Source organism: Halococcus salifodinae DSM 8989 (genome assembly GCF_000336935.1).
In the GTDB taxonomy this organism is placed as follows: Archaea; Halobacteriota; Halobacteria; order Halobacteriales; family Halococcaceae; genus Halococcus; species Halococcus salifodinae.
Genome location: NZ_AOME01000078.1, coordinates 1 through 25,061 on the forward strand (window position 1 = coordinate 1; position 25,061 = coordinate 25,061).

The following is a 25,061-nucleotide window of genomic DNA, read 5'->3' on the forward strand; positions in this document are numbered from 1 at the left end:
TCGATCTCGTCGAGGTCGATCTCGACGCGGCGGGAGCCGACCAGACCGATTCGGGCGCGCGTGGCGACGCCGAGATCGAGCCGCTCGAACGCGCGCTGCGCGACCTCGATCACGAGATCGACGGCGGCCTCGCGGGCGTGATCGCGGGCGCGGTCGAAAGCGAGTTCCAGACGAGCCGGATCGAGGCGCTCTGCGACCGACTCGATGTCGATCTGTTCGCCCCGCTCTGGCAGCGCGATCCGCGCACGCTCGCCGACGAGATGTTGGATGCGGGGTTCGAGATCCGGTTGCTCGCGGTCGCCGCCCGCGGCCTCGACGAGTCGTGGCTGGGACGCACGCTCGACGCCGCTGCGTTCGACGAGCTCGAAGTCCTCCACGACGAGTACGGCGTCCACGTTCTCGGCGAGGGTGGCGAGTTCGAGACGCTCGTCACTGCTGGTCCGCATATGGACCGACGACTCGAACTCGATTACGAGACGGAGTGGGACGGCGTTCGTGGGACGCTTCGAATCACCGACGCGTGGCTCGAAGAAGGATAACCGCTGGCCGGAGGAAACTACTCTGATTCGGTGTCGAGCAGCGCCGGCTTGCCGAGGGGGAGCGAACCGAACAACGCGTAGTGAACCCCGAACGCGACGATCACGACGCCGAACAGCACCGCGATGGCCTGCTTCGTTCGTGATGACATGGCTATCGGTTAGGCGACGGCAGTCAAGAACGTTCTGGACCGAGACATCGTTTCAGCCGTTCGACTGATCACTGGAACCGATCGATCAGTCCGCGTCGTCCGGGAGTTTCGTGTGTGCACCGACGAGCGCGCCGGCGAGGTCGGTGCCAGCGATGTGGGCGTCCTCGTCCACGATCGAGTCCGTGACCGTCGCGTTCTCGATGGTGGCGTCGGGGAAGATCACCGATCGGTCGACGGTAGCGTTCCTGATCGTCGCGCCACCCATCACGTGGACGTCGTCGCCGATCTCGCTGTTCTCGACGGTCGCGTCGGGCTCGATCGCGGTGTCGCCGTTCAGCGCCCACGCGACGGTTTCGAGGTAGCCTTCAGCGGTGCCGATGTCGAACCACGCGTCGTCGAAGGTGTAGGCGTAGACCGGCCGCTTCGCCTGGAGCCACTGGACGAACCAGCCGGGCTCGTCGGGGTTGTTGTCGCCCGCGAGATACTCCTCGAAGGCGATCGCGTCCGCCGGGAAGGCATAACACGCGATCGAGGCGAGCGTGCTCGGCGGATCGTCGGGCTTCTCTTCGAAGTCGACCACTCGATCGCCGTCGAGTTCGAGAATGCCGAACGATGTGGCGCGTTTGCGGGAGCCGACGTCGTAGGCCGCGATCGTCGGGGCCTCGCGCGCCTCGAACTCGTTCACGAAGTCGCTGATCGAGAAGCTGATGAGGTTGTCACCCGCGATCACGAGGAGATCGTCGTCGATCCCCTCGCGCTCGACGAGTTGGGCGAGCGCGCCGATGACCCCGAACTTCTCCGACTCGCCCGAGGTGTCCTCGACGCTGAGCTGTGGTTTCGTGAAGTCGCTTTCGGCGAGGTGTTCCTCGAACGCCCCCGCGAAGCGTTCGTTCGTGCTGACGTACACTTCGTCGATGCGCTCGTCGCTTTCCAACTCCTCGAAGATCCGGTCGATGATCACCGTGTCGCCGACTGGGAGAAACATCTTCGGCCGATGTTTCGTGATCGGCCAGAGCCGCGTCGCATAGCCGCCAGCGAGCACGATAGCCTGCATGCGCTTTCACACTCGGCGGCCCGGTAAGTCCTTTTTCATTGCACGCACCTTTTTACTTTGCTACGAGACGGCTTCGCCGTCTCGGCATGACGAAAGGCGCAAAGCGCCTTTCGAACCACGTCGGGTGTGCTCGCTCGTTTCACTCGCTCGCACACCACTCCTCGCAAAAATGTGTCTTCGTGAGCGGAGCGAACGAAGGCTCGGAAGACGCGAAGCGTCTTCCGGTGCATCAAAAACCCCCGCTCACTTCGGTCGCTCGCGGTGAGATCACTAACGCTCTCCGCAACCGCCGAAGCCCTCGACCACTCACTCCGTTCGTGGTCTCGCCCTTCATCCACCAGGAACCGCTAACCGCAACCGCACCGCTCCATCGCTACCGCAACCGCCGCCAGTTGGTTCGATCCGTGTCGAGCGACGATTTCAGGCTTCGTTGTCGAGAAACGCGCGCAGTCCATCGAAATCACGGGCGTTGAGCACGTCACCGGCCTCGGCCCAGCCCCGACGGGCGGTGTGGACGCCGTAGCGAAGCAGCTCGTAGCTCGCCGGCCGGTGGGCGTCGGTGTCGACGGCGATCGTCGCCCCGGCCTCGATCGCAGTCCGGACCGCACCACCCGACAGATCGAGCCGAGAGGGATTCGCGTTGACTTCGAGCGCGACGCCGTGTTTTGCGGCCGCGCGAGCGACCCGCTCGAAGTCGAGTTCGAGGCCCGGCCGCCGGTTGAGGTAGCGTCCGGTCGGGTGACCGATCACGTCGACGGAGGGATGTTCGATCGCCGCGACGATCCGATCTGTGCCGTCGCCATCGAGTCCGCTGTGCGGCGAGGCCACCACGAGATCGAGTTTGTCAAGCACTCCATCACCGACCGACACCGCGCCATCGGCGTCGATGTTGGCCTCGACCCCACAGAGAACATCGATCTCGGCGTCGACGGCGGCGGCCGCGTCCTCGATCGCGTCGCGCTGCTCGCGGAGATCGTCGTCCGAGAGCCCGGTGTCGGCGACGATTCCTGGCCCCGCCGCGTGATCGGTGATCGCGAGGTATTCGTGGCCGAACGCGGCCGCACCCGCGATCATCTCCTCGATCCCGTCCTTGCCGTCGGACCAGTCGGTGTGAACGTGAAGATCGCCACGAACGGCGTCGGCATCGACCAAATCGGGCAGCTCGCCCGCAACGGCCGCGTCGATCTCGCCGCTGTCCTCTCGGAGTTCGGGCGGGATGTGCGGCAGACCAACCGCCTCGTACATTCCGGCCTCGGTCTCGCCCGCAACCCGCTCGCCGACTCGCTGGCCGGCGTCCGGGTCGTCCACACCCGAGATATCGAACACGCCATACTCGTTGACCTTCAGATCCCGCTCGATCGCCCGGTTTCGGACCCCGATGTTGTGGTCGCGACTCCCGGTGAAATACTGGAGCGCACTCCCGAACTCCTCGGGCACCACTACCCGGAGATCCATCCGGACGCCGTTCGCGCGGAGGCTCGCCTTGCTTGTGCCCGCCTCGATCACGGTGTCTGCGCGCCCCCAGTCGGTGAAGCGCTCGACCACGGCCTCCGGATCGTCGCTCGCGACGAGGAGATCCACGTCGCCGATTGTCTCGCGCCATCGTCGGAGCGAGCCCGCGAGCTCGCACCGCTCGACCGCTTCGTTCGCCTCGTCCACTCCACCAGCGACGTACTCCAACAGCTCCTCGCCCAGCGGGCGCGCATCGCCAAGCAGCGAGCGTTCGTTCGCTTGCCACGCGAACTCGATCCCCGCGAGAATGTTCTCTTCCGAGGTCGCGCCGAACCCGGAGATCTCGCGGATCTTCTCCTCGCGAGCGGCGGTTTCGAGGTCGTCGAGATCCTCGATAGCGAGCTCGTCGTACAGCGTCCCCACCGTCTTCGGCCCCACGCCCTCGACGCTCGTGAGCGCGGCCATGTCGACGGGCAGCTCCGCCCGGAACTCCTCCAGCTCCTCGATTTCACCCGTTTCGACGTACTCGACGATCTTCGCGGCGAGCGCCTCGCCGACCCCTTCGATCGCCTCGACGCCCTCCCCGTCGCCGGCGACCAGCGATTCGACAGATTCGGGGTGCGCACGGACGTTCTCGGCCGCTCGGCGGTAGGACTGGGGTTTGTACTCGACACCGGTGGCTTCGAGGCGATCGGCGAACTCCTCGAACCGATCGGCGACTGCGTCGTTCCGGCTCACGTCGGGCTCCCTCCCTCCGAGGTCGCTACTCCCGTCATCCGTCCTCGCGGCGCTCGCGGAGACACGCCGCGACGGGATCGAGGACGTCGTCGGCGATCCCGTACGGATCGGTGTCGCCGGCGACGACGCCATCCACGAGATCGTCGATTCCGCCGCGAGCGTCGATCTCCTCGGCGATCAGGGCGGCGGTGTCCTCGCGCAGGAGGGTCCGAATCTCCTCGGCGTAGCGCTCGCGGGCCTTCGCCCTCGCTTCGCCGGTCGAATCGAGGTGGGCGTGGTGGTCGTCGATCGCGTCGAGGAACGCGTCGACGCCCTCGCCGTGGGTGGCGACCGCCTCGACGATCGGCGGTGTCCACACCGCGTCCGATCCGCCGTCGTCACCTGGTTCGGCCTCGGCCTGCTTGAGCGCGGCTCCATCGGCCGCTCCGGCGCGTCCGTCACCGTCGGCGTCGGCCGCAGCAGCGTCGCTTTCGACTGCTGTCACTTCGGCGTGGTGGCCGTGACCCGTGTGCTGGTCGTTCCTGCCCGAGCCGGCGTTCCCGCGCAGGTCGAGCATCTCGCGGAGCTCCTGGACTGTTCTGTCCGCGCCATCGAGATCGGCCTTGTTCACCACGAACACGTCCGCGATCTCCAGAATCCCAGCCTTGAGCATCTGGACGTCGTCGCCGCTGCCGGGCTGGACCAACACCGCGACCGTGTCGGCGGTTTTCACGATGTCGATCTCGTTCTGGCCAGCCCCCACGGTTTCGACGATGATCCGGTCCTTGCCGAACGCGTCGAGCGCCTTCACCGCATCCGCGGTCGCGATCGAGACTCCGCCGAGGCTGCCGCGCGCGCTCATCGACCGGAAGAACACGTCCATGTCGCCGACGTTCGAGGCCATCCGAATCCGATCGCCGAGCACCGCGCCGCCGGTGAACGGCGAGGAGGGGTCGATGGCGATCACGCCCACGGTCTCGCCACGGTCGCGGTACGTCTCGGCCATCTTATCCACTAATGTGGACTTCCCCGCGCCGGGACTGCCAGTAATGCCGATCACCTCGGCGGTGCCGGCGTGCTCGTACAGGCCAGAGACGAGGTCACGGTAGCCGGGCGCGCGGTTCTCGATGTTGGTGATCGTACGCGCCAGCGCGCGGTGGTCGCCGTCGAGCAGCCGTTCGAGCAGGTCGCTCATCGCTCGGGGGCGTTCTCGCGGACGAACTCGATGGTGTCCTCCATCGACGCGCCGGGACCGAAGATCGCCGAGACGCCCTGTTCTTCGAGTTCGTCTTGGTCCTTGTCGGGGACGATTCCGCCAAGTAGTACCAAGGTATCGTCGAGAGCGTCGTACTCGTCGAGACCGTCCAAGATTTTGGGGACGAGCGTGTTGTGCGCGCCCGAGAGGATCGAGATGCCGAGCACGTCGACGTCCTCTTGGACTGCGGCCTGGACGACCTCGTCGGGCGAGCGATGCAGCCCCGAGTACACCACCTCGAAGCCCGCGTCGCGGAACGCCCGCGCGATGACGTGTGCGCCGCGGTCGTGGCCGTCGAGGCCCACCTTGGCGACGAGACATCGGATCGGTTGCTGTGTCTGCCCCGCACTCATGCGGCAACGTTTGCCCGCCCGCGGTTTGGGTCTATCGGTAACGACGATGTGGGTCGATTCTGTCTCTTGCCCGGTCGCCAGAAATCCGAAGACGGATACCACCCGCGGCCCGACTTCGACGCATGGCCACTGCGAGCGCCGAGGGGCCGGTGAAGCGACATCCACTCGCCGTCACCGCCGTCCTCTCGGTCATCGGCTACGTGCTCGTTCTCGGGAGTTTCGCCGGCATCGTCGACGTCTTCCCGCCGATCGGGGAGGAAACTGTACTGTTGTTCTCGGATGCGATCGCGGTCATCAACAGCCTCGCGCTGACCGCGCTGCTCGTCGGCTACGTCCTCATCCGCTGCGACGACGTGTGGCGACACCGCGCGGCGATGCTCACCGCATTCGGGCTGATCCTCGCCTTCCTCGTGCTCTACCTCTGGAAGATCGGCGGAGGGTTCGAGAAATCGATCGTGATCCGTGAAGGGCAGTTCCTGGGTGCCTACGCCGGCATCATCGAGCCGATCTACCTCGCTATGCTCGCGATCCACATCCTGCTGTCGGCGATCGCGGTGCCGGTCGTGATCTATCCCGTCGTGCTCGGACTGACCCACACGCCCGCCGAACTCGCCGAGACCGCCCACGCGCGGGTCGGCCGGATCGCGGTCGCGTCGTGGTCGCTGAGCCTCTTTTTGGGCGTCGTGACCTACTTCCTCCTGAATCACGTCTACTCGTGGGTTCCCAGGTAGCCCCGGCCGCCGCACCTCTTTCCAGGAAAGCGCGTTCAACCGAGGGGGCCGAACAGGACTCCCTCCACTACCACCAGAAACACGACACCGGAAGCGAGCATGCAGACGAATCCGGTCGCAAACGTGGCGAAGCGGTGGAGCCGTGATTTGTACTCGGGTCGCTCACCGATGGCGTTCTCGACACTGTTGCCGGTCGTCATCCATCCCGTCAGGCGTAGCAGTCCGATAGGAATCAACAGCCCTCCGATCATCATGGGAGGAAACAGGAGAAAATAGCTGAGCATGTACAGCAACGAATTCGGCTCACCCACTACACCCATTCCAGTCTCACTACCCTGCTGGTGTCCGCGATTCCATATCAAACTACTGTACACACGGATCATGCCTGTTTCGAGCGCGTCTTTTGGAGGAAGTAGCCTCGACCTCACCGGACAAGTCAGTCCGTTCGCGGGAGCGCATACGCACCGAGCGCGACGAAGCCGGCCGCGAGGGCGCAGAGGACGGCGAGATCCCCGCCCCACGCCGCTGCGCTAGCTCCATTCGTCACCGCGCGCACGCCGCGCGCGAAGTAAGTCAGCGGCGAGAGATTCACGATGGGCTGAAACCACGCTGGGAGCAGATCGGGCGGGACGAACGTCTCCGAGAGGAACAGAAGGGGGAGCGCGATCGTGTTGCTCGCGGCGATCGTTCCATCGGTCGAATCGGCGAGGCTGCCGAGCAGCGCGCCAACCCCACAGAACAGCGCGACTGCAACCCCGACGAACGGGACTAAGACTACGGAGAGCGCCACCTCGGCTCCGGTAACGAGCACAACGAGCCCGAGGATGAGCAGGCTCGCGATCCCGATGATGACGACGTTGACGAGCGTTCGGGCGAGCAGCCACTCCGTACGCGAAAGCGGCGTGGTCGCGAGCTTCTCGAAACGGTTGCCGTCGCGGTGGCGCGCGACCGTGCTGCCGATCCGCGAGAGCGGCGTGAACAGCACCACGACCGCGAGGTAGCCAGGCACGTAGTAGCCCGCTGGCTCGGTGAACAGTCCGCCGCCCGTGGGCTGGGTCTGGACGAGCACGCCGAAGATGAGAATCAGGAGGACGGGGAAGAAGAACGTGAAAAAGACCGCGGTCCGTCGCCGGAGGAACGATCGCCACGCCGCCATGAACTCTGCGCCGACCCGGCCGGTGGCGGTCACTGTGCAACCCCCGTTTCGCCGTCGCTCGCGTTCGGCTTCGCTGGCGTCTCCGCTGCGGTGTCGTCGCTGTCGTTGCCGTCGTCGTCCGTCGGCTCTGCGACCGGCTCCTCGCCGCTGACGAGCGCCTGTCCGGTCACCGCGAGATAGACGTCTTCGAGATCGGGCTGTCGCCATTCGAGACCGTCGTAGACGATCCCGGTGCGTTCGAGATCGTCGACCACTCTGCCGATGTCCGCCGCGTCAACCCCGTGAACAACGAGTTCGGTGTCGCGCAGTTCGACCCGGTGGCCAGTCTCGCCGAGCGCGTCCACCGCAGTCGCTGGCGACGGGGCCGTACCATCACTGTCGTCGATCGTTGTTCCGTCCTCGATCGGGTCGGCGACGAGATCGACCACGATCCGGTTCTCGCCACCGTGTTCGGCGACGAGGGCTGCGGGCGAGTCCACCGCGGCGAGGCGGCCGTCGGCGAGCAGCCCCACCCGATCGGCGAGGCGCTCGGCCTCGGTCATGTCGTGGGTGGTGAGAAGCACGGTGGTGCCGCCGTCGGCGAGATCGGCGAGGAGTCGCCGGAGATCACGGCGGCCGGCGGGATCGATCCCCGTCGTGGGCTCGTCGAGCACGAGGAGGTCGGGATCGTTCACGAGCGTCGCACCGACGCAGGTCCGCCGGCGCTGGCCGCCCGAGAGGTTTTCGTAGTGGGTGTCGGCGGTGTCGGCGAGCCCGACGTCCGCGAGCACGCCCTCGACGTCGCGGGGAGCGTCGTAGAGCCCGGCGTAGTAGGCGATCAGCTCGCGCGCACTCAGACGCTCCGGCGGGGTAAACTCCTGAGGCAGGACGCCGAGTCGCGACTTCGCGACGGTCGCGGGCGACTCGCCGAACACCGACACCTCGCCGTCGACAGCGGTCGTGCCGGTCAGCGCGCGGACCAGCGTGGTCTTGCCCGCGCCGTTCGGTCCGACGAGCGCGAACACCTCGCCGGCGTCGACCGACAGCGAGACCCCATCGAGCGCGACCCGATCGCCGTATTTTCGATGGATGTCCTCGGCGACGAGTGCCCGTTCCATACCGAAACCGAGTGCCGCAGCCGTTCTAAGGGGATCGATTCGCCGACGATCGGTCGCACCGCTGACTGGTGCTCACAGCCGACTGCGGACTTCCCGCACGATCCCGTCGACGTCGTACTCGTCCTCCTCTTTGTCGAAAACGGTCTCGTCGTCGACCGCGACCGTGAGTACGCCGTGATCGCCAGTCACGAGCGCTACCCGGTCGAGTTCCTCGCCGAGACCGGCGAGCAGCGCGTGCTGGATTGCTTCGGCTCGTTCGAGGAAGCCACACGGGACGCAGTATTCGATCTCGACGGTTGCCATGCAGATCACGACGGTCGCGGGCGATTTACGCTTTTGCCCCTCTGGTCCGTCCGCGTCCGCCTGCCGGTCGTCACGGCGCTACTCATCGCCCAACGGCCGCCAGTACAGCAGTCCGACCGTCACGACGAAGATCACGGTCGAGAGTCCGTACGATCCGGAGAGCGCAGCGTTCGCGACCGCCGAGGAGCCCCCGGCGACGCCGCCGACGAACGAGGCGATCACGGGCCACGTACAGCTCACACACGAGAACAGCCCGAGAACGCCCCCGATCGCCGAGCCCGCCACGTCGAGTACGGTAGCGTAGACGAGGACGGCGAGCGCGACGTAGCCGACGATCCTGTAGGGAAAGAGCNCCAGCCGGATCGCCTCACCACCGTAGATCAGCGCGGGCCCCTGTCCCGGTGGCAGGGGGGCGATCCGAAGCCCGGTCGCCATCTCGCCGAGACCGGAGCCCACGAGCCCGCCGGCGTACGCGAGCACCGCGAAATAGCCCACTGCGAGCGCGCCCGCGGCGTAGCGTCGCCGCCGACTCGCTGCCGGCGCGTCGGTCCGAACGAGCGCCCAGAGACCGACGTTGATCCAGATGAACGGGTAGACGTAGTACCGGATCGCGGTCGGTGTGACGTTCGGCTGGACGAGGTAGAGCAACAGCGCCAGGAGTTCGGCGGTGACGAGAATCGCGCCCCACAGCAGGGCTTCGGGTGTCGGACTGACGCGAGCGAGGCGATCGCGGACGGCGATGCGGTCGTAGCTCATGAGTGGTCTGGAAAGTACGAGGTCACAGCACGACAGCGTCGATCACGACCGCGACGAGCACCGCACCGAGGTAGGCGTTCGACGCGTGGAACGCCCGGAACGCGGCGTCCTCGGTCCGCTCGCGGTGGAGCCGGACCACCGCCCAGAGGAAGAGGCCGCCGAAGGCGACCGTGGCCGCGCCGTAGAGCCACCCGAGTTCGGCGACCGCAGCGAGCACGCTCGCGCCGAGCAGGGTGGCCCCGAGATACCACAGGATGTGCCGGCGGGTGACCCGATCGCCACGCACAAGCGGCATCATCGGGAACCCGCCGCGCTCGTAGTCGTCCTTGTACGCCAGGGCGAGGTTGTAGAAATGCGCCGGCGTCCAGAGGAAGATCACGCCCGCGAGCGCGAGGCCCGGGATTCCGATCTTTCCCGTGACGCCGACCCAGCCGATGATCGCCGGCAGCGCGCCCGCAGCACCCCCGAGCACCGTGTTCTGCACAGTGTTGGGTTTGAGTACGAGCGTGTAGATCACGCTGTAAAACAGGATGGCACACAGTCCGAGCGCCGCCGAGAGCAGGTTCACGGTGGCGAACAGACCGAGCGACGCGACCGCGAGCACGCAGCCGAAGATCATCGCGTTGCGGACACCGACTTCGTCGGTCGCGAGCGGCCGGTCGGCGGTCCGCTGCATCCGCCGGTCGATGTCGCGTTCGAGGACGTGGTTGAACGTGCCGCTCGCACCGATCGCGAGCACCCCACCACCGAGCACCCGCACGACGGTGCCAGCGTCGAGGTTTGGTCCGGCCGCGAGCGCCATCCCGGCGGCCGCGACGAGACACAGCAACCACATCAGTCGGGGTTTCATCAGCCGGAAGTACGCCGTGCCGACGGTCCGTGCGCGTTCGATCAGCCCCTCGTCAGCCGGCGACGGCGATCGGTTCGACAGTGGTTCGACGTCGTTCTCGACGACCGCTGGCTCGTCCGAGTCGTCAGCGGAGACCGTTCCGGCTGTCACCTGTTCGGTGGCTGTCGCGGCCGACGGAGCGGCGTCCGCGGCTCGTGCGTCGGTATCGGCTGCTGCGGCCGGTGTGTCGGTGCCGGGAGCATCGATTTCGAGCGTCCACGCGAGCGCGACGACGAGGCCGGTGAAGATCCCGACGCCACAGAGCAGGTGGGCGGTCGAAATCCACTCCGCGCTGGTGGTCGCGGCGAGCGCACCGATCCCGATCTGGACCGGGTAGAGCACGAACGGCACGGCGAGAGCGGTCTTCGCGCGTCGCGGGGTCGGCGCGCGCCAGGCGGCGACGATCGCGCCGAGGACGAGCAGGCCAACGAGGGCCGCGGCGATGCGATGGCCCCACGCGATGGCGAGGCGTGGGTTCGAGAGGTCGACGCCGCAGGCTGGCCACGTCGTACACGCGGCGGCGGCGTGCGAGAGCGTCGTGGTCGCCCCGATCACGATCAGGAGGTAGACGCCGACGGCGGCGGCGGCGAGCAGCGTCGTCACCCGCGTCGGGACGGAGTCTGTATCGGTGGCCACGGCTAGTGTAACTCGACTCATTGCTTCGTCGCGACCGCACTTAGGCCCCGCGTTTTCGGCCACCGAGCGGGAAAGTCAGCAGGTATTTATGCGCTACCGGCAAACTCCAGACCAAATGAAGCGAACGCGTATCGGCCTCTTCGCACCGCTCGTCGTCGCGCTACTTCTCGCCGCTGTCGAGCCGGCGATGGCGCAGTCGGTCACCGAGCGGATGATCTCGAACCTGAACACCTCGCTGCTGTACGTGGCGATCCCGATCACGATCCTCGTCGAGGTCATCCTGATCTACACGGTCATCCGATTCCGGAACAACGACGATCCCCAGCCAACCAGGGAGAACCGTCGTCTCGAGATCACGTGGACGATCACGACCGCGATCATCCTGCTGTTCGTCGGACTCGCATCGTTCGCCGTCCTCGCGAACCCCTACGTCTCGCTGGTGCCCGACGCGAGCGGCGGCCAGGCCCAGGCCCAGGCCCAACAGCAGGTCGGGGCGGACGTGTTGATCAACCAGTCAGGCGCGACCGCACCCCCACCGGACAGTGACGCGGTCGAAGTCGAGATCATCTCCTACCAGTGGGGCTGGACCTTCCACTACCCCGAGGCAGGCGTCAACGCCTCCACACTCGCCGTTCCGAACGGGACCGACACCTACTTCCACATCACCTCGACCGACGTGATCCACGCGGTCCACGTCCCCGAACTCGGGCTGAAACAGGACGCGGTCCCCGGCGAGTACAACACCATCAAGACCAAACCCACCGAACCCGGCTCCTACCAGCTCTACTGCGCCGAGTTCTGTGGCTCGGGCCACTCCGGGATGCTCGCGAACATGACCGTGATGCCCCAGGACGACTACCAACAGTGGCTCGGCCAGCAGGAGGCGTCCGGCGGTAACGCCTCGTCGGGCGGCAACGCTTCGGCAGGCGGCAACGCCTCCAACAGCTCGGCGATGAGTGCGATCCCGGCGAAGCCGGCGTAAACTCCCTTCGACACGACGAGCATCGTTCCCGACCGACATCACGGCTGCTCGACCAAAGAATCATTTCTGCGCTCTCGTTTGCTGTAGACATGCAACGCATTCGTCCAGTCCACTCGTTCACGACGGCCATGCAACGAGTGACCCGACCGCGGACGACCGAGTCAGAATTCGGGAGGCGTCCCCGTGATTCGGTCTCTCTCGACGGGATCGAACGCCGGGAGGTCGCTCGACGATGACCAGCGAGTTCGACCGGTCGCCGACGGCCGACCGACCAGCACACGACGCGAGCTACGACCACCGAAGCACCACGGTGGCACGGCCGGAGCTCCTCGACGATCTCCGATCGCGGATCGAGGGCGACGCACGCTTCGATACCTACACCAGACAGCTCTACGCCACCGACGCGAGCGCCTACGAGATGACGCCAATCGGCGTCGTCTTTCCTCGCTCGACTGCCGACGTGGCCGCGGTGATGGGCTACTGTGCCGAGCGGTCGATTCCGGTGCTCCCGCGTGGCGGCGGAACCAGCCTCGCGGGACAGGCGGTCAACGAGGCCGTCGTCCTCGATTTCACCCGTTACATGGATTCGCTCGTCGACGTCGATCCCGACGTGCGGACCGCACGTGCCCAGCCAGGGAGCTATCTCGCCGACATCGACGCGGCGCTCGCCTCCCACGGGCTGAAGTTCGCGCCCGATCCGGCGTGGGGCGACAAGAGCACCCTTGGGGGTGCGATCGGCAACAACTCCACGGGCGCACACTCGCTGAAATACGGCAAGACCGACGCCTACGTCGAATCGTGTGAGGTCGTCCTCGCCGACGGCACCGTGACCGAGTTCGGCGAGATCGGGATCGAGGAACTCCACGACCGCGCCGATCCGGCAGGAGATCTCGAAGCGCAGATTCACGCCGCCGTCGCGCGGATTCTCGACGAGGAGGTGGACGCGATCGAGGACGCCTATCCCGATCTGAAGCGCAACGTCTCGGGGTACGATCTCGATCGACTGGTCGAGGACGCCCGCGAGGTACAACGCGCCTCGGAACGGACGAACGGCGAAGCCGTGAGCGAGTCCGGATCGGTGAACCTCGCCCGCCTGCTCTGTGGCAGCGAGGGCACCCTCGCGATCGTCACCGAGGCCACCGTTTCGCTCGAACCCATCCCCGAAACGAAGGCCGTTGCGCTGCTGACGTACGACTCACTCGGCGATGCGATGGAAGACGTCACACCCATCCTCGAACACGATCCCGCCGCCGTCGAGGTGATGGACGATGTGTTGCTCGATCTCGCGCGTGACACCAGTGAGTTCGCCGACGTCGTCGGCATGCTGTCCGACGGGACCGACTCCGTCCTCCTCGTCGAATTCTACGCCGACTCCGATGCCGACGGCAAACAACAGGTCGCCGACCTGATCGCCGACCGGGTGCCCGACGGCGATCCAGCGACGGAGCCGAGCGCCGGCGCGGCCGAACGGACGGACGAACGACGGTACGCCCGGGCGGCGATGGAGGCCCACGACGCCGACACCCGCGCACGGTTCTGGAAGCTCCGGAAATCCGGGCTCCCGATCCTGCTCTCGCGGACCTCCGACGCGAAGCATATCTCGTTCATCGAGGACTGCGCCGTCCCCGCAGAACGCCTCCCGGAGTACGTCGCCGGGTTTCAGGAGATCCTCGACGACAACGACACGTTCGCGAGTTTTTACGCCCACGCCGGTCCCGGCGTGCTCCACGTCCGGCCGCTGATCGACACCAAAACCGTCGATGGCGTCGAGTCGATGGAACGGATCGCCGACGCCGTGACCGATCTCGTGGTGGAGCTCGACGGGTCGGTGTCTGGCGAGCACGGCGACGGTCGCGCCCGCACTCAGTGGAACCGGAAACTCTACGGCGACCACCTCTGGGGCGTGTTTCGCGACCTCAAATCGGCGTTCGATCCCGACTGGCTCCTGAACCCGGGCCAGGTCTGTGGCCTTCCCGACGAGGCGGCAGACGATGCCGGGCAGGGAAGCACGGACGCGCCTGATCTGACCGAGAACCTCCGGTTCGATCCCGACTACGAGTTCGACGCCGGGTTCGATCCCGCACTCCAGTGGCAAAACGAGAACGGGTTCGAGGGGATGGCCGAGCTCTGTCACGGCTGCGGCGGCTGTCGGGGTCACCAGTCGACCACCGGCGGCACGATGTGTCCGACCTACCGAGCCGCGGAGGAAGAGATCCTGAGCACCCGCGGCCGGGCGAACCTGCTCCGCCAGGCGATGAGCGGCGATCTCGGGGCGGCGACAGCCGCCAACTCGGAGCGGGCCGCACGGCCCGCGAAGGGAGACGGATCTGAAGCAGCGTTCGACGTCGAGTTCATGAACGAGGTGATGGATCTGTGTATCGGCTGCAAGGGCTGTGCGAACGACTGTCCGAGCGAGGTCGACATGGCGAAGATGAAGGCCGAGGTCACCCACGAACACCACCAGCGCCACGGCGCGAGCCTCCGCGATCGTCTCTTCGCCAACATCGACCGGCTCTCGGCGCTCGGCAGTCGGTTCGCGCCGCTCTCGAACTGGGCATCCGAGCTGCCGGGCGCGCGCACCGTATTGGAGAAGACCGTCGGTATCGCCCCTGACCGCACCCTTCCCACGTTCCACGACGAGTCTTTCGAGGACTGGTTCGAGGCACGCGGCGGCGCGCGGGTGCCGGCCGGTGACGCCGATCGGCGTGTCCTGCTCTTTCCGGACACCTACACCAACTACAACCATCCGGAAGCCGGGAAAGCCGCCGTCGCGGTGCTCGAAGCCGCCCAAATCCACGTTCGGCTGCCGCTCGGGGTCGCCGACAGCGGGCGGCCCGCGTTCTCGAAGGGGTTCCTCGACAAGGCGCGCACGGCCGCCGAGCAGAACGTCGCCGCGCTCGCGCCGCTGGTCCGCCGGAACTGGGATGTCGTGGTCGTCGAACCCTCTGATGCGGTGATGTTCCAGTCCGACTATCTCGATTTGCTCGGACCCGACGAGAGCGCGCCCACGGGTACCGTCGCGGCCGGTGAGGCCGGCGAACAGCCGGCGACGGACGGTGGGACGGCACAAGGTGGCATCGAGATCGTCGCCGAAAACACCTACGGCGTGATGGAGTATCTCGATCGGTTCCGCCTCGACGAGACGCTCGACACTGCCAGTCCCGACGAGTCGCTCACGTACCACGGCCACTGCCACCAGAAGGCCACGAAGAAAGACCACCACGCGGTGGGCGTGCTCCGACGGGCGGGCTACGAGATCGATCCGCTCGACTCGGGCTGCTGTGGGATGGCCGGTTCGTTCGGCTACGAGGCCGAACATCGCTCGATGAGCCGGGCGATCGCCGACGTGCTTTTCGACCAAGTGGAGCGGAGCGACGGCGATCGGGTCGTCGCACCGGGTGCGTCCTGCCGGAGTCAGATCGGCGAGCGCGTCGACGGCGAGCCGCCACATCCGATCGAGAAACTCGCCGAAACGCTTTGAGCCGCCGAAACGCTTTGAGACGCCGAAACGCTTTGAGACGCCGAAACGCTCCGATCGACGTTTTCAGCCGCCGAAACCGCTCAGACGTTCGCGACAGCGCCGACGTAGAGCACCACGACCAGGAAGAGCCAGACCACGTCGACGAAGTGCCAGTACATCGAGACCGTGCTCACGGAGGTGTGACGTTCGGCGGAGTACTGGCCGGCGAACGCCCGGATGAGGACGATCCCGATCAGGATCGCCCCGAGCGTGACGTGGAGACCGTGGAGGCCCGTGAGCCCGAAGAAGGCGCTCGCGAAGATGCCGCTAGTGAGCGTGAACCCCTCGTGGACGATGAACTCGTAGTACTCGAGGATCTGCCCACCGATGAAGACGATGCCGAGGAGCGCGGTGACCGAGAGCAAGCCGAGGAAGCGTTGCCGGTTGCCCTTCCGGAGTGCGACCTCGGCGAAGTGGAACGTGAAACTGCTGATCACGAGGATCGCGGTGTTGGCGAGGACGAGCGAACTCACCAGCGGTGGTAGCTCGCCGGGTGCCCACGTGCCGACCCGGATGAAGAAGTAGTAGATGAATCCGGCCCCGAAGGTGGCGATCTCGGTCCCGAGGAACAGGACCATCGCGAATCGGAGGGTGTCAGCGCTGTGTTCGTCGGTGCCGCGCGCCCAGAAGTCGGCGATGAAGGCGTGATACAGCCAGCCGAACAGGCCACCGAGGAACAGTCCGGTGCTGGCGATGAACACCGCCGGACCGGCCATCGGTGACACGATCTCCACGTCGCCACGCCCCAGCAAGAACAGGGCCGCGCCGACGTACAGCCCGGCCGCGCCCGCCGCGCTCACGAACGGCCACCAGCTCGCCTCGCCGAACCCGCGCGGCCAGTCCTCGTCCGCCGGGAGGTGATGGCCGCCGTGTTCTTCCGCCGTATCGTCCGCTGTTCCCATGCGCTCGGGTTGCGGACCGACCACCAAAAACCCTCCCAACCTCCTCGGTCGCCACGATCGCCGTCGTGGTCGCGTGGCTTTCGATGGATTTCTTACGCTCGCTGCCCAACGTCGGGTATGGATGAGCAGCCCGGAATCAGCGACCAGTACCGGATGTCGAGCCCCTGGCCGCTGATCGTGGTCCTCGGGTTCGTGTGTTCGGAGCTCGGCCTCCTCTTTAACGTCTTCCCGGTCGCCGTCGGCGGCCTCCTGTTGCTCGTCGCGTCGGTCGCGGGGATCGTCCAGGAGTCGGGCTACGCCGAGCGGCCCTGGAACCTGCTCGTGGGGCTCGGGCTCGCGCTCGTGGCGCTCGGCGCGATCCTCGCGTTCACCCAGCTCGATACCCTCTCGGTCGACGCGCTCGCGACCACTCTGCTCGAACCCAGCGCGATCGTCGCCCGTGGTGCGGCGCTCGCGGTCGCGGGAGTGGTCGCCGCACTCGTGGGGGCCGGCGGACGGTACGTCGAGAACGATCCGTACTGAACCGACAACCTATTTATCGGGCTGGCCGAACCCGCGGCCAATGTCAGAGCGTACCTTCGACCGCGAGACGCTCCTCGATCTCACGGTCAACGTCATCCCCCTGGGGATCATCCTGTTTTTCGTGGTGCTGTTTCTCGTCGTCAGGCCGTGGGAGCAGAACCTCTTCCTGACGGCGGTGAGCATGGCGCTGCTGGTGGTTCCCTTCGTCGCGCTCGCGCTCCTCACGTACTTCTCCGGACGGGCGATCGCCGGAGCCGAACAGGCCGACGCCGAAGCGGTGACCACCGATTCCAGCACCGCCGAATCCGGATCGACGGGTGCGACCGCTGACCTCGCCGATGGCGTCACCGCCGAGACGGCCGACGACGAAACGACGACCGATGGGGATGACGACGATCTCGAACCGGCCGTCACCGAAGCCGACTCGGAGTGACGATCGACCGGTCGTGATCCGGCCGTCGAACCGTCTCCATCCCGCCGTCGGTCTCGACCCAATTCGCCCGCGAAGAGGCTCCTGTCGGGCGATTCGTCTTCCCGAACTGCTGGCCGAAATCTAAGGATTCTTTACGCTGTGGATTCGAGATCCGCGTATGGTACAAGCCCAGCTCGCGCTGACGGTCCTGATGGGGCTGCTCCTCGCGGGCGTGGCGGTCTGGCTCACCCGAATCGAGGACTGGCGGTCGTACACGCCGCTGGCTGGCGGCGGTGGTGCCGTTTCCGGCGAAACCGGCTACGCCCACGAGGAGAAGCCCGGCGGGATCATCCGGTGGTTGACGACTGTCGATCACAAGGACATCGGGGTCCTGTACGGAACGTACGCAACCATTGCCTTTGCCGTCGGTGGGATCATGGTCATGCTGATGCGTGCCGAACTCCTCGCGCCGGCCACCGACGTCATCGGCGCTGAGTTCTACAACTCGTTGCTCACGAGCCACGGCATCACGATGCTGTTCCTGTTCGGCACGCCCGCGATCGCGGCCTTCGGGAACTACTTCATCCCGCTGCTGATCGGCGCTGACGACATGGCGTTCCCACGGATCAACGCCATCGCGTTCTGGCTCCTTCCACCAGGGGCGATCCTGATCTGGGCGGGGTTCTTTACTGCGCCGATCGCAAGCCTCGACATCGTCCCGGCACAGACCGCGTGGACGATGTACACCCCGCTGTCGGCGGGCGTCGGGTCCGGAACGCAGGCGAACGTCGGCGTCGACTTCATGCTGCTCGGCCTCCATCTTACCGGGGTTTCGGCGACGATGGGGTCGATCAACTTCATCGCCACCATCTTCACCGAGCGCGGTCCCGACGTCAACTGGGCGAATCTCGACATCTTCAGCTGGACGATCCTGACCCAGTCCGGGCTGATCCTGTTCGCGTTCCCGCTGCTGGGGAGCGCGCTCATCATGCTGCTGCTCGATCGCAACTTCGCGACGACGTTCTTCGCGGTCGGAGAGGGCGGCGGACCGATCCTCTGGCAGCACCTGTTCTGGTTCTTCGGCCATCCCGAGGTGTATATCCTCGCGCTACCGCCGATGGGGATACTGAGTCTCGTGATCCCGAAGTTCAGCGGACGGAAGCTGTTCGGCTTCAAGTTCGTGGTCTACTCGACGCTGGCGATCGGAGTGCTCTCGTTCGGCGTCTGGGCTCACCACATGTTCGCGACCGGGATCGATCCCCGGATCCGCGCGAGCTTCATGGCGGTCTCGCTCGCGATCGCGATCCCGAGCGCGGTCAAGACGTTCAACTGGATCACCACGATGTGGGGCGGCAACGTCAGACTGACAGCCCCGATGCTGTTCTGTATCGGCGCGGTGTCGAACTTCATCATCGGCGGGGTCACCGGTGTGTTCCTCGCCTCGATCCCCGTGGACCTCGTCCTCCACGACACCTACTACGTGGTGGGCCACTTCCATTACATCGTGATGGGGCTGCTCGGGTTCGCCTTCTTCGCCGGAATCTACTACTGGTTCCCGCTGTTCACCGGGAAGATGTACCAGAAGCGGCTGGCGAAAGCCCACTTCTGGCTCACCGCCATCGGGACCAACCTGACGTTCTTCGCCATGCTGTTCCTCGGCTATCTCGGGATGCCCCGGCGGTACGCGACGTACGACTTCGGCCTCGGGCCGGTGAACATCATCACCGTCTTCCACCAGCTCGCAACGCTCGGCGCACTGCTCATCTTCGTTGGCCAGGTCATCTGGATCTGGAACATCGTCCAGTCGTGGTACGAGGCTCCGACGATGGAGGACGCCGATCCGTGGAACCTGAAGGAGAGCGGCCAGTTCACCCACGAGTGGCAGTGGCACGAACGCCGCACCGAGACCGCGATCGCCGACGGCGGTGAGGATACCGACGAGGAGACGGCGATGACTGACGGCGGTGAGCCGAGCGAAACGAGGCGAACCTCGTCGGACGAGTGAAACGAGTCTCCCGGAAGTGAGCGGTCGCAACGCGACCGCAAACCACGTCGGATCGCTCCGACGATGGTGAACGCGCCGCTGTCGTACGACTCTCGTCGAAGGAGTGAAATAGAACTCCCGAACAGCAGAAGACGAGTAGAACAGGCGGTTGTGCTGTGCGGTCGGAGATTCGATCGCAGGTTGTCGGCGACCGTATCAGCTGACGACCAGCACGACGGTCATCACCGCCATCGACATCGAGATGGCGACCAGAATCAACAGGAGGAGTTCTTTTTCGGCCATACGGCATGTGAGGCGCGCGAGGACAAAAGGCTGATTGTCCGGCGGGCGCGACGTAGCGGTATGTCGGAGAATCCGACGGCGACGACGCCATCCACCGGCCGACGCGGTCGATCGGTGGTCATGGTCGTGTACGTCGTTGTCATCGCCATCGCTGGGCTCACGGGCTTTTTGCTCGGAACCTATGGCCCCGAGGAGCTCCGCCCGGTCGATCTCTTCTTCCTGATCGAACTCCAGCCCACGCCGCTCGGGCTCGCGATCTACGGGATGGGGACGATGGGGGTCGGGCTGGGAATCGTTTTGATCCTCGTGAGCTACGCCTCGCAGCGCTACGACGCATAACGGGCGGATTCACGAGCAAGCCGGACGACGGACCAATCAGGACCGTTCAGCCGGCTGTCGTCGGCCTCGGATTCGTCTCGTTTCGATTCGACGCCGTCGCGTCGGTCGCCGCGAGCGCGTTTCCGTACCAGGTGGGGCGCTCGACATCGGTCGCGCCGATCGCGGTGTAGCGCGCCGAGACGACGATCGTCGTCGCCCCGTCGGCCCCATCACCACTGAGTCGCTGGGTGAGCGTGTAGTTCCGCACGAGCCCCTGTTCGGTGACGCCAGCACGGACGCTGACGGATCGATCCAGAACGGTCGCCGTGTTCGACGTCTCTCGGCGAGCTACCGCCGGCACGAGGCGATAGACCGTCGTACCGTTGCGGTCCGTCCGGTTGGCGACGCGGGTTTCGGCGGCGACGAACATCGTTTCGATCCGTCCGCTGCCCGCTCCCAGGACCGACGACCGCTGGGCGACGACCGCCTGTGGCGACAACCGGCGATACGTCGTCGTGTCGTTCGCCCTGGTCGTTGCTACGAGAACACGCTCGCTGTCGTCGTAGTACTCCACCTGCTGCAACGTCGTCGATTCGTTCCAGCGCCTCGTGACCCGAAAGCGGCCATCGGCGACACGAGTAGTGCTCTCGATCCGACGGATCGACGTGCCGTTCTCGGCTCGGTACACCACCGTCTGCCGTACCGTGAACGACGTGTTCTCGAACGCGGCGGTGTGTGCCGCTGCGAGCGCACTGGCGTTCACGACTCCTTTGCCGGTGAGACCCGGTGCGAGCCGTGGCACGGGCGTCGGGGTCGGTTCGTCGGTCGGGACGGCTACCGGCGTGAGCGTCGGCGTCCGTTCGTCGCTCTCTGTCCCGAAGACACCGTTGCAGCCGGCGAGAACGACACAGACGACGAGGACGAACGGAAGGATGCGGCGCATGTGGGTGCCCCTCACGATACCCGTACTGCGATTCTGGATTCGATCCCGTCACAACAGCTAAGTCGCCGCTCTCCGGAGTGGTCGGACATGTACGAGATCCTGTTGTGTGTTGACGCGGACGGAACGAGCCTCGATCGACAGCTCGACGCCGTTACTCGTCTGCCGAACGCGGCCGACGGCGTTCACGTCACGGTCTGTCACGTCTTCGGCGAGAACCCGTCGGGGGCGTCCGTTACCCAGGTTGGATCGGTCCGGCGCGCGCTCGATCGCCTCGACGACGCCGGGATCGAGAACTCCGTCGCGGAGGAGAGTGGTGACCCGACCGACGCCATCCTTCGACTGGCGACCGAGCGGGACGCCGACGCGATCTACATCGGTGGACGAAAGCGCAACCCGTCGGGAAAGGCGCTGTTCGGCAGCGTGACTCAGTCGGTGATCCTCAACGCGGAGCGCCCGGTGCTCGTCGCCGGGTTGAACGACTGAGCGCCACGTCGCTTCGACGGCGCTCTCAAAATCGGGGTCGTTCGCCGCGCGAACCGTGCTCGCGGTGTCACGCGCCGTCGCCATCTTCGTAGACCTCGGTACACGCCGCGGCGACACGGTCAGGCGTCGCCCGACCGGTGAACCCTTCCCGAAGTTCCCCGTCCGTGAACAGCGCCAGCGCCGGGGCGGCGTCGATGCCGATTGCACGCCGAAACTCGGGGCAGTCCTCACCGTCGAGACCCCCGACGGCCACCTCATCGGGGATCGCGGCGAGGATCTCGTCGAGGTCGTCCTTCATCGCCTCGCAGGGGTCACAGTGGTGTTTCCAGACCGTGACGATCGCGCGGTCGTGCGACGAGACGAACCTCTCGTAGCTCCCGTCGTCGAGTTCGACCACCGCATCCGGAACCGGTGTCCCGGGACGCAGTTCGCTCACCACACGCGCCATCCTGGCGAGGGTCGCCGTCGACGGCGACCGATCGAGGTGGGCGTCGATCGCGAGGTACGCGACGAACTCTTCGCGGGTGACGCCGAGTTCGTCGACCTGCTCGGCCGCAGCCCCCGCCGAGTCGAGACCGAACACCTCGGCGACCGACTCGTGGAACCGTTCGGCCGACGCGTCGGCGTAGGTGTCGTGATACACCGCACGGGTGTCCTCGAATTCGGCGGTCGTGGCGACCGTCGAGGTTTCCGGGTCGACCGCGACCACGCCGCCGTCGATGAGCGCGTCGAGGAGCGCTTCGGCGTCGGGGTCGGCTCTATCGTTGTCGTCACTGCCGGTATCCACGGTGGCTCCTGTGCGTTCGGTGTCGGTATCGTCGGCCGTCATACGCCGAGATACCGTTCACGGGTTTCGTCGTCGTCACGAAGCTCCTCGGCGGTGCCGTCGAACACGATCGCACCCTGGTCGATCACGTAACACCGATCCGCGATCTTGATCGCCGCCGCGGCGTTCTGCTCGACCAGCAGGAGGGTCGTGCCTGCGTCGCGGATCCGCTCGATCGCGTTCTCGACCGCCTGGATGATCTGCGGTGCGAGCCCCTCGTAGGGTTCGTCGAGCATCAACAGCTCGGTGTTCTGTTTCAGCGCGCGACCGATCGCGAGCATCTGTTGTTCGCCACCGGAGAGCGTGCCGGCCTTCTGGGATTCGCGCTCTTCGAGTCGGGGGAAGAACTCGAACACATCCTCGGTCGACATCCCGCTCCGCTGGACCTGTACCGAGCGTCCGAACGTGTTTGAACGGTTGCGCGCGACGTCCGCAAGGTGGAGGTTCTCGCCGACGGTGAGGTCCGCGAAGATCCGTCGCTCCTCGGGCACGAGCGATATCCCGGCCATCGCGACGTCCTCGACGGCTCTCCCGGTGATGTCCTCGCCGTCGTAGGTGATCGTACCGTCGCGGACGTCGGGCGGCTTCGAACTCGCGATCGAGCGCAGCGTCGTCGTCTTCCCCGCGCCGTTGCGACCGAGCAGCGCACAGATCTCGCCGTCCTCGACCGTCATCGAGAGGTCGCGCAGGATGTGGCTCTCGCCGTAGTACGCGTCGACCTCGTCGAGCGTAAGCAGGCTCACAGCTCGACACCACCGAGGTAGGCTTCCTGAACGTCCGGATCGCCCTGGATCTCCTCGGGGGTCCCCTCCGCGATGACTCGGCCCCGATTGAGGACGATGATGCGATCGGAGACCTCGAAAACGATCTCCATGTCGTGTTCGACCAACACCAGTGTGAGTCCGAGCTCCTCCTTCACGTCCTCGATGAGCGAGACGGTCGCGTTGGTCTCCTCGGGGCTCATTCCGGCGGTGGGCTCGTCCATCAGGAGGAGATCCGGCTCGCTTGCGAGCGCGATCCCGATCTCCAGCCGGCGCTTGTCGCCGTAGGGGAGATCGGCCGCCGGCACTTCGCGCTGGCCCCAGAGATCGACGGCTTCGAGGGTTCGCTTGGTCGCGTCGTCGACCGCCGAATACCGGTTGCGATGACGGAGGAAGTTGAGCCGGAACGAGCCGTGTTCGGCCCCGAGTGCAGCTATTTCGGCGTTCTCCTCGACCGTGAGTTCCGGGAAGATCGAGGCGGTCTGGAACGATTTGCTGATCCCCTGCTGGACGACCTCGTAGGGGGCACGGTCGGTGATCGACTCGCCCTGGAACACGATGTCGCCCTCGGTTGGATCGAGCATCCGCGTGATGAGGTTGATGAGCGTGGTCTTCCCCGCGCCGTTCGGCCCGATCACGCTCACGCGCTCGCCCTCTTCGATCGCGATATCGACGTCGTCGGTCGCGGTGAGCCCGTTGAACCGCTTCACGAGCCCACGGGTTTCGAGCAGCGCCATCAGCGCTCCTCCAGCCGTGCCGCGATCCACGATCGACCGTCCTCCACGACGCCCCAGACGCCCTGGGGGAACAGGACGACGACCGTGACGAAGACCAGTCCGAGCACGAGATGCCAGTAGGGGCCGATCCAGTCGAAGGGGTAGCCACCGCTCACGATGTACTCGACCCAGAGGTAGATCCCGGCTCCGATCAGCGGGCCGATCAACGTCCCGACGCCGCCGAGAACGGTCATGATGACCACTTCGCCGCTCGTGGTCCAGTACAGCGAGGACAGCGGGACGTACTCGCCGTGGACGGTGAACAGCGCTCCCGCGAGCCCCGCAAACGTCCCCGAGAGCACGAACGCCGCCAGTTTGTATCGCCAGACGTTGAAGCCGACGAACGACGCGCGCTGCTCGTTCTCGTGGATGGCACGGAACACGATCCCGTACAGTGAGTTGAGGATCCGCAGGATGACCGCGACGCTCGCCACCAGTGCCGCGGCGATGAACGCGTATCGCCACGTGCCGAGCAGCGTTCCGGCGACCGACGGGAGCTCTGTCCCGAGGTCGAACGAGCCGAGCAGCGGCCCGATCTCCACGCCGGTCAACCCGTTGTCGCCGCCAGTGATGGACGCGAGCGGTGCCGAGGCCATGTAGTAGATCATCTGGGCGAACGCCAGCGTGAGAATCGCGAAGTAGATCCCGCCCCGCCGGAGCGACAACACCCCGAGCACGACCGAGAGGACCACAGCGAACAGCACCGCGATCCCGACGATCACGAGCGGGGACTGGACGACGTTCGCACTGAGCCAGCCGGCCGCGTACGCACCCGCTCCCCAGAGCGCAGCGTGGCCGAAGGAGAGCAGTCCTGTGCGCCCGAGCAGCAGATCGAACCCGATCGCGAAGATCCCCCAGACGAGGATCAACGACGCCAGCTCCTGGTAGCCCTGAAGCAGATCGCTGATCACCGGTGCTCGGGCGAGCAGATACGGAAACAGCGCGACGCCGACGATCGTCAGCGCGATGATCGTCGACTCCCGCCCGCGGACGCGCTCCCACCGGGATCGGACCCCATCGAGGGACGCCGTACCGGTCCCCCCACTCACGGTCTCGCCGCCGTCGGCTTCGGTCTCGGTCGCGTTCGCGTTCTTATCACTCATGCACACCACCTCCACGGACGGCCACGAATCCACGTGGCCCAGTTCCGTCGACACCGTGGAACCGTACAATGGGGGTCGGTACCGTGATCGACGGTCTCATGTCTCTCACACGGAGTGCGCGCTAATAAACGCCGCGGGC

The 25,061-nt window shown here is 66.1% G+C and carries 26 protein-coding genes; 9 read left to right on the plus strand and 17 right to left on the minus strand.

Features of this window, described 5'->3' with window-relative positions; all coding sequences use genetic code 11:
• Positions 1 to 539 (plus strand): Dph6-related ATP pyrophosphatase (locus tag C450_RS16810; RefSeq protein WP_005045486.1); only part of this gene is annotated, 539 nt, incomplete at its 5' end.
• A 17-nt stretch (positions 540 to 556) separates the two neighbouring features.
• On the opposite strand, the gene C450_RS23270 is transcribed toward C450_RS16810, so the two are convergent.
• The 5 genes from C450_RS23270 to C450_RS16830 form a co-directional block, all read right to left on the minus strand.
• Positions 557 to 688, minus strand: coding sequence for a hypothetical protein (locus tag C450_RS23270; RefSeq protein WP_275039285.1), 132 nt, complete (start codon positions 686 to 688; stop codon positions 557 to 559).
• A gap of 85 nt (positions 689 to 773) precedes the next feature.
• Positions 774 to 1,742: a sugar phosphate nucleotidyltransferase gene (locus C450_RS16815; RefSeq protein WP_005045488.1), complete on the minus strand. Its 969-nt coding sequence runs from the start codon at positions 1,740 to 1,742 to the stop codon at positions 774 to 776.
• Between the two features lie 420 nt (positions 1,743 to 2,162).
• Positions 2,163 to 3,932, minus strand: a complete 1,770-nt coding sequence (gene polX, locus C450_RS16820) for a DNA polymerase/3'-5' exonuclease PolX (RefSeq protein ID WP_005045489.1) — start codon at positions 3,930 to 3,932, stop codon at positions 2,163 to 2,165.
• Between the two features lie 34 nt (positions 3,933 to 3,966).
• Positions 3,967 to 5,106 (minus strand): methylmalonyl Co-A mutase-associated GTPase MeaB, encoded by a 1,140-nt coding sequence (gene meaB / locus C450_RS16825; protein ID WP_005045491.1) that lies wholly within the window; start codon positions 5,104 to 5,106, stop codon positions 3,967 to 3,969.
• Complete coding sequence (locus C450_RS16830; RefSeq protein ID WP_005045492.1) at positions 5,103 to 5,519, minus strand: cobalamin B12-binding domain-containing protein; 417 nt, start codon at positions 5,517 to 5,519, stop codon at positions 5,103 to 5,105. Before C450_RS16830 ends, meaB begins: the two co-directional genes overlap by 4 nt.
• Before the next feature lie 122 nt (positions 5,520 to 5,641).
• Between C450_RS16830 and C450_RS16835 the strand changes: the two genes are divergently transcribed.
• Positions 5,642 to 6,250 (plus strand): DUF420 domain-containing protein, encoded by a 609-nt coding sequence (locus tag C450_RS16835; RefSeq protein ID WP_005045494.1) that lies wholly within the window; start codon positions 5,642 to 5,644, stop codon positions 6,248 to 6,250.
• A gap of 35 nt (positions 6,251 to 6,285) precedes the next feature.
• Here C450_RS16835 and C450_RS22175 read toward each other — a convergent pair whose 3' ends face one another.
• The 6 genes from C450_RS22175 to C450_RS16865 form a co-directional block, all read right to left on the minus strand.
• Positions 6,286 to 6,450 carry a hypothetical protein gene (locus tag C450_RS22175; protein WP_161606976.1) on the minus strand — a complete coding sequence of 55 codons (165 nt, stop codon included), beginning with the start codon at positions 6,448 to 6,450 and terminating at the stop codon, positions 6,286 to 6,288.
• Positions 6,451 to 6,686: 236 nt separating this feature from the next.
• Positions 6,687 to 7,406, minus strand: a complete 720-nt coding sequence (locus C450_RS16845) for an ABC transporter permease (RefSeq protein ID WP_394324915.1) — start codon at positions 7,404 to 7,406, stop codon at positions 6,687 to 6,689.
• 29 nt (positions 7,407 to 7,435) lie between these two features.
• A complete protein-coding gene (locus tag C450_RS16850; protein WP_005045497.1) occupies positions 7,436 to 8,503 on the minus strand; it encodes an ABC transporter ATP-binding protein in 1,068 nt (355 codons plus the stop codon).
• Positions 8,504 to 8,575: 72 nt separating this feature from the next.
• A complete protein-coding gene (locus tag C450_RS16855; protein WP_005045498.1) occupies positions 8,576 to 8,806 on the minus strand; it encodes a SelT/SelW/SelH family protein in 231 nt (76 codons plus the stop codon).
• Positions 8,807 to 8,884: 78 nt separating this feature from the next.
• Positions 8,885 to 9,562 (minus strand): DUF7546 family protein, encoded by a 678-nt coding sequence (locus C450_RS16860; RefSeq protein WP_005045500.1) that lies wholly within the window; start codon positions 9,560 to 9,562, stop codon positions 8,885 to 8,887.
• Positions 9,563 to 9,584: 22 nt separating this feature from the next.
• The gene (locus C450_RS16865; protein WP_005045501.1) at positions 9,585 to 11,087 is read right to left on the minus strand and encodes a heme o synthase; all 1,503 of its coding nucleotides are present in this window, start codon (positions 11,085 to 11,087) and stop codon (positions 9,585 to 9,587) included.
• A 115-nt stretch (positions 11,088 to 11,202) separates the two neighbouring features.
• Here C450_RS16865 and coxB point away from each other — a divergent pair, with 115 nt between their 5' ends.
• Together coxB and C450_RS16875 are read left to right on the plus strand one after the other, a co-directional pair.
• Entirely contained in the window at positions 11,203 to 12,069 is an 867-nt protein-coding gene (gene coxB / locus C450_RS16870; protein ID WP_005045503.1) for a cytochrome c oxidase subunit II, read from the plus strand.
• Between the two features lie 232 nt (positions 12,070 to 12,301).
• Positions 12,302 to 15,550 carry an FAD-binding and (Fe-S)-binding domain-containing protein gene (locus C450_RS16875; RefSeq protein ID WP_005045504.1) on the plus strand — a complete coding sequence of 1,083 codons (3,249 nt, stop codon included), beginning with the start codon at positions 12,302 to 12,304 and terminating at the stop codon, positions 15,548 to 15,550.
• An 80-nt stretch (positions 15,551 to 15,630) separates the two neighbouring features.
• On the opposite strand, the gene C450_RS16880 is transcribed toward C450_RS16875, so the two are convergent.
• Complete coding sequence (locus tag C450_RS16880) at positions 15,631 to 16,491, minus strand: cytochrome c oxidase subunit 3 (RefSeq protein ID WP_005045505.1); 861 nt, start codon at positions 16,489 to 16,491, stop codon at positions 15,631 to 15,633.
• 117 nt (positions 16,492 to 16,608) lie between these two features.
• Between C450_RS16880 and C450_RS16885 the strand changes: the two genes are divergently transcribed.
• The 4 genes from C450_RS16885 to C450_RS16900 all read left to right on the plus strand — a co-directional run bounded on the left by C450_RS16885 (position 16,609) and on the right by C450_RS16900 (position 20,051).
• The gene (locus C450_RS16885; protein WP_005045506.1) at positions 16,609 to 17,013 is read left to right on the plus strand and encodes a DUF7541 family protein; all 405 of its coding nucleotides are present in this window, start codon (positions 16,609 to 16,611) and stop codon (positions 17,011 to 17,013) included.
• A 40-nt stretch (positions 17,014 to 17,053) separates the two neighbouring features.
• Positions 17,054 to 17,446: a DUF6684 family protein gene (locus tag C450_RS16890; RefSeq protein ID WP_005045507.1), complete on the plus strand. Its 393-nt coding sequence runs from the start codon at positions 17,054 to 17,056 to the stop codon at positions 17,444 to 17,446.
• Between the two features lie 190 nt (positions 17,447 to 17,636).
• Complete coding sequence (locus C450_RS16895) at positions 17,637 to 19,430, plus strand: cbb3-type cytochrome c oxidase subunit I (protein WP_049910366.1); 1,794 nt, start codon at positions 17,637 to 17,639, stop codon at positions 19,428 to 19,430.
• A gap of 342 nt (positions 19,431 to 19,772) precedes the next feature.
• Positions 19,773 to 20,051: a DUF7520 family protein gene (locus C450_RS16900; RefSeq protein WP_005045509.1), complete on the plus strand. Its 279-nt coding sequence runs from the start codon at positions 19,773 to 19,775 to the stop codon at positions 20,049 to 20,051.
• Between the two features lie 46 nt (positions 20,052 to 20,097).
• Here the strand turns inward: C450_RS16900 and C450_RS16905 are convergent, their stop codons facing one another.
• Positions 20,098 to 20,973 carry a DUF7537 family lipoprotein gene (locus C450_RS16905; RefSeq protein WP_005045510.1) on the minus strand — a complete coding sequence of 292 codons (876 nt, stop codon included), beginning with the start codon at positions 20,971 to 20,973 and terminating at the stop codon, positions 20,098 to 20,100.
• Positions 20,974 to 21,060: 87 nt separating this feature from the next.
• On the opposite strand from C450_RS16905, the gene C450_RS16910 reads away from it, so the two are divergent.
• Complete coding sequence (locus C450_RS16910) at positions 21,061 to 21,456, plus strand: universal stress protein (protein ID WP_005045511.1); 396 nt, start codon at positions 21,061 to 21,063, stop codon at positions 21,454 to 21,456.
• A 67-nt stretch (positions 21,457 to 21,523) separates the two neighbouring features.
• On the opposite strand, the gene C450_RS16915 is transcribed toward C450_RS16910, so the two are convergent.
• Genes C450_RS16915 through C450_RS16930 form a run of 4 tightly spaced genes read right to left on the minus strand, consistent with a single transcriptional unit; the run spans position 21,524 to position 24,922 of the window.
• Complete coding sequence (locus C450_RS16915) at positions 21,524 to 22,285, minus strand: thioredoxin domain-containing protein (RefSeq protein ID WP_005045512.1); 762 nt, start codon at positions 22,283 to 22,285, stop codon at positions 21,524 to 21,526.
• Positions 22,282 to 23,025 carry an ABC transporter ATP-binding protein gene (locus C450_RS16920; protein ID WP_005045513.1) on the minus strand — a complete coding sequence of 248 codons (744 nt, stop codon included), beginning with the start codon at positions 23,023 to 23,025 and terminating at the stop codon, positions 22,282 to 22,284. Before C450_RS16920 ends, C450_RS16915 begins: the two co-directional genes overlap by 4 nt.
• Positions 23,022 to 23,780, minus strand: coding sequence for an ABC transporter ATP-binding protein (locus C450_RS16925; protein WP_049910360.1), 759 nt, complete (start codon positions 23,778 to 23,780; stop codon positions 23,022 to 23,024). The genes C450_RS16920 and C450_RS16925 overlap by 4 nt, the downstream gene beginning before the upstream one ends.
• Complete coding sequence (locus C450_RS16930; protein WP_049910368.1) at positions 23,780 to 24,922, minus strand: branched-chain amino acid ABC transporter permease; 1,143 nt, start codon at positions 24,920 to 24,922, stop codon at positions 23,780 to 23,782. Before C450_RS16930 ends, C450_RS16925 begins: the two co-directional genes overlap by 1 nt.
• Between the last annotated feature and the right edge of the window lie 139 nt (positions 24,923 to 25,061).